Below are 4,231 nucleotides of genomic sequence, written 5' to 3'. Positions count from 1 at the left end.
CCAATCGTTATGCCGTTTTTCTACCTATTTTCTACCCGACTGGCTGTTACAGTTCTGTATTTACTTTGATTTTCCCTATTGTTTTTTGTTCGTCACGTACACGGCAAAGTTCCCGGTGTGCTTTTTCCTTATATTCCTGAAGGACTTTGATTTCGTTACGCAATCGATTGTTTTCTTCCTGAAGGATCTGAAGATCTTTTGCCTGTTCTTCAGCTTTCATTTCAGCACGTACTTTCTCTTCAGCTGCCTTTGCGATAAGCTCTGGAGCCGGAAGCTGTATTTGTTTCTGTGCAGTTATAAATTCACTCATAAGCATACACAAGGCTTCTACCTGGTTCCTTTCCTTCTCGATGTCTGGAGGAACAGGAAGAAATGGTGTCGTTTCTTTGTCATAGATGTCGAAGTCGTTCTTTTCTATGAATTTCCAAGCTGTTTCAACCCATTCACCGACAGGCTTTCCTGCTTTTCGGCAATATATTTTTATTTTTTCGAGTATATTTTTAGGTACTCTTAATGTTGATGTTTGTATATTTGTTTTTTCTTGCATATCAATGATTTACTAATAAAAATATAAAGAATATATTTATTAATATACATATTCTACGAAAAATATATTATCGCTTTATTATATGTGCATCTACAAAGCAACCGCCGAAACCAGATAAAGCGTCAGGTTGCGTGTAAGTGACTGTTACAAGGGTTTGTCCCATGAATATCTCAATCTTGTCTATAACGGCTTCCATTGGCTTCCCTAAGCCTGTGGCTTCAGCAGATACCAATATCAAGTCTCCTTCTTTCATGTTTGTACTATTGTAGGTTATTAAATAGTTTTTCAAAAACTTCTCTGTTACAAGTAAAGTGATTATTATTAAAGAGCTTTTTGGTTAACCTCATTCCATAATATGTTTCTGGAAGTCTAAACTTTATCTCATTACCAAATGCAGATATTGCAAAGGTGTGCTCTACCTTATATCTACTTTTTAAACAATGTTTTATGGAATTGGGACCAACATAAGGCTCTCCTTGGATATCACTTTTAATTTTCTTTATTTTCCCTTTCCCTTCTGCAATAATATTTCTAATCTCATTATATTGAGATTCTGTTAAAGCAAAGTAATAACTATCATTTAGCACATCATGTTGGCTTGTGTTTTTCCTTCCAAACTCGATTGCTAATGTTACATATGATTTTGCATCGTAACTGACAACTGAAGTTTTTTGAAATGTGAGAACATAAAAAATATTGTTTTCAACTTTAACCTTTTCAATCCTAAGATCCCTGAAGTTCTGGTTTACATCTTCATCCATCGGTGAGTATCTTGCACTTGATCTATGTATTGTGTCACCTGAAACTTGACTTATAGAGAAAAAGCTTAATTCGTGAATTGTGTCTGATACTGACAATACTTGAGCTTTTATTTCGATGCCTATTATAATAGATAGGATAATAATGGAGAGTATCTTTCTCATAATGTTTTTTTTGAATATGTTACAGAATCAAATTATCTTCTTGTCTTTTACCTTTCCCCTCAGTGCGTTTATTATATACCCTTTTGGGTTCTTTTTATCCCTTGATTTTCCCTTCAGAGTTGAAAGCTCCAGCATTAAATCAAGCTCCTTTTGAGCAACCCTGAAAATGTCTATATTGTTTCTTATTTCCTGGTCTGTGAAAAGAAGCTCTTGCTTTAGATAGTTTCTGATAAGCCTGTCCAGATCCCAGCCCAGGCTGACCTGTTTTTGTAGTTCGTGCTTCTCGAGTTCTTCATCCCTGTGTTCCGGTTGGTATTTTGGATACAGTTTCAGTGAATGAAAAGAGCGACCGTCTTTCAGAACTTTGTATTCAAATGAATAAGGGCTTTTGGCATCCAATTCTTCTTTGGCTGGTTTTACAATCCATTTTATGAAATCGGGATTCCTTTTGTATTTGTCCTGTACACCAAACATGATTTTCAAGTCTTCTATACTGTATATCAAAGGTCTTTCTTGGCCGCTCATGAGCTCATAGAAACGCATTGAGTACTGACTTGTAAACTCCATGGCCGTTTTAAGTTCATACTTCCTAAAGCCCTTTGAAAAATTAAGTACGGCATTATATACTTCAGGTTGTATTTCAAATCTTACCCAACCTCTTTTGTAATTGAATTGTGGTTTCTCGATGATGCCTATCACCTTCCATACTTGTCCATCATCGAACTCAAAAGATTTGTTTCTAAGGTCTAACAGGGCTTTTTTGACACGGGTGTAGTTTTCATCATCATCATTGGCTAAAAACGCAGAAATGGGCATTAAAACAACTCTATCATCGTATAGCGTCTTTTCTATACGAAGTCCAGGATAAAGCTTTTTACCTTCTATCTCACATTGCATTGCTTCCACAAGCCTGTACAGAATGCGTTTTTCGTACACTGAGAAGTTGTACTTTGATACAGTCATTAAATAGCTCTGTATCACATCTTTGTTTGTTATTTTTATAGCCATACACCTTTACTTTTTAAAAACGAGAGATTGAATGTTCGCAAATATAAAAATTAAAAACGAGATACAAAAATGTATCTCCACGAAAACATTCAAAAACTCGTTTTTAAAGCCATAAATAACATTCAAAAACTCGTTTTTAGCATTCAAAAACTCGTTTTTAGAATGTTACTATTGTTTGTAACTTCTTATTTAACAATATGTTACAGCCGTTTTTTAAAAAGTTGATAAGCATATAATAAGCTATGCTTAAAAACAAGTCATAAAATTTTAGCCGGAATGTGGCTTCCAGACCTTCAAATCCGTGAAAAACGACTTTTTGAATGTTTGTGAAAGCAAAGCAAAGGCCAGCGCAGCGTTCTTTGAGGAACGAATTTTCCGCGCGTGTACACAAATAAGTACACAAAACTTTTGTTTCATTGGTTTTTATCCCTATTTTTGCAGTGTAAACCAATATATTAGAACTATGCAGATTGTTACAACACGCGAATTTCGTGCCAACCAGAAGAAATACTTCGAAATGGCAGAGACGGAAACGATCCTGGTTTCCAGACGCAATGCGGCACCTATCATGGTGTGTGCGGTCAGGGAAGGCGATTTTCCTTCAAGAGAAGAACTTGCGGCCATTCAGAGAGGTATTGAAGATATCCGGAACGGAAATACCTTCAGAATGGCCAAGAATGAGTCTCTGGACGATTTTCTTAACCGTATAGAGGGCGAAGGCAATGTATGAGATAGAATTTTCCAAAGAAGCGGTAAAACATGTCCTGTTAATGAGAAAATCCTCTCCGCAGCTTTTCAAGAAGCTGGAGAAGCTGCTTGATGAACTCCGGGAACACCCATATACAGGTACAGGGCATCCGGAACAGTTGAGATACCTGGAGGGTGTCTGGTCAAGGCAGCTGGACAAGAAGAACCGTATCAGGTATATGGTCAACGAGACTACCGTAATTGTGTTCATCATTTCAGCCTGGGGGCATTATGACGACAAATGAAGGATTGCAGGATGTGCCGTTTCGGAACTTACTGCAATCATTTTGAATTTGTGACAGAATCAAAATAAAGACAACTGCCGTTTATCCTCTTCTTCCTGTTTGTGTATTTTCTGGCTCTGCTTCTCATAATCGAGTATTTCCTGTATTGACCGGATAGCTCTCATTCTCTGTTCCGGAGTGGTGCGCCTTTTCATACCCTTTTCGATTTTCCCGGACTTCATCCAATTCGAATACATGTCGATCAGGCAAAGCACTTCTTCTTCCATTACTGTAGGCACTCTCATGGTCTTGGTGTACATGCCGGACACAGCCTTTCTTCCGGAACCTTCTCTGGCTCCACCTTTCCCGGTCTTTTTTCCTGGCTCCTTTTCCATAGGTCTGTTTTGTTTGATTTCGTAACGAAATCAAAGTTAGGTATTTTATATCGGATATCCAAGTAAAACCGCACACTGATTTGCACTGCAAACGGCTGCACTCGTCGGGACGGGTGGTCCCGCCCCTTGCCGTGCGGCGCTCCCCGACCGATGAGTTTTTTGTGGTGTTCCGGACATGGCCTGTTGTGCGGTTTTGTTGGGTAATTCTGTTGTGTACCTGTTGTGCGGTTTTCGTGTGTGTTCACGTGTGTGGGATAGGTTCTATCTCTCCCCGTCCCCTTTGCTAATTTCGCGCTGGGGAGGGTGTTCGATAGAACAGCAAGAGGAAACCGGGCAAGCCCTGTTTTTTCCTCTTGCCCTACGGGGTTATGCTTTGAAAATCAAAGC

The 4,231-nt window shown here is 38.6% G+C and carries 7 protein-coding genes; 2 read left to right on the top strand and 5 right to left on the bottom strand.

Features of this window, described 5'->3' with window-relative positions; genetic code table 11:
- Positions 1-46 precede the first annotated feature (46 nt).
- The 4 genes from BQ5591_RS00260 to BQ5591_RS00245 form a co-directional block, all read right to left on the bottom strand.
- Positions 47-547: a hypothetical protein gene (locus tag BQ5591_RS00260; protein WP_007844266.1), complete on the bottom strand. Its 501-nt coding sequence runs from the start codon at positions 545-547 to the stop codon at positions 47-49.
- 67 nt (positions 548-614) lie between these two features.
- Complete coding sequence (locus BQ5591_RS00255; RefSeq protein ID WP_007844267.1) at positions 615-800, bottom strand: hypothetical protein; 186 nt, start codon at positions 798-800, stop codon at positions 615-617.
- Between the two features lie 7 nt (positions 801-807).
- Positions 808-1,470, bottom strand: a complete 663-nt coding sequence (locus BQ5591_RS00250) for a hypothetical protein (RefSeq protein ID WP_007844268.1) — start codon at positions 1,468-1,470, stop codon at positions 808-810.
- A gap of 27 nt (positions 1,471-1,497) precedes the next feature.
- Positions 1,498-2,478 carry a replication initiation protein gene (locus tag BQ5591_RS00245; protein WP_007844269.1) on the bottom strand — a complete coding sequence of 327 codons (981 nt, stop codon included), beginning with the start codon at positions 2,476-2,478 and terminating at the stop codon, positions 1,498-1,500.
- Between the two features lie 463 nt (positions 2,479-2,941).
- Here BQ5591_RS00245 and BQ5591_RS00235 point away from each other — a divergent pair, with 463 nt between their 5' ends.
- Positions 2,942-3,208 carry a prevent-host-death protein gene (locus tag BQ5591_RS00235; RefSeq protein ID WP_032948236.1) on the top strand — a complete coding sequence of 89 codons (267 nt, stop codon included), beginning with the start codon at positions 2,942-2,944 and terminating at the stop codon, positions 3,206-3,208.
- Positions 3,201-3,470, top strand: coding sequence for a Txe/YoeB family addiction module toxin (locus BQ5591_RS00230; protein WP_032530137.1), 270 nt, complete (start codon positions 3,201-3,203; stop codon positions 3,468-3,470). The genes BQ5591_RS00235 and BQ5591_RS00230 overlap by 8 nt, the downstream gene beginning before the upstream one ends.
- Before the next feature lie 59 nt (positions 3,471-3,529).
- Here BQ5591_RS00230 and BQ5591_RS00225 read toward each other — a convergent pair whose 3' ends face one another.
- Positions 3,530-3,844 carry a hypothetical protein gene (locus BQ5591_RS00225; RefSeq protein ID WP_007844273.1) on the bottom strand — a complete coding sequence of 105 codons (315 nt, stop codon included), beginning with the start codon at positions 3,842-3,844 and terminating at the stop codon, positions 3,530-3,532.
- Positions 3,845-4,231: the final 387 nt, after the last annotated feature.

Origin of the sequence: Bacteroides ndongoniae, from assembly GCF_900108345.1 — a bacterium.
In the GTDB taxonomy this organism is placed as follows: Bacteria; Bacteroidota; Bacteroidia; order Bacteroidales; family Bacteroidaceae; genus Bacteroides; species Bacteroides ndongoniae.
The sequence above is the reverse complement of the archived record's forward strand: the minus strand, read 5'-3'. Positions and strand labels throughout refer to the sequence as shown.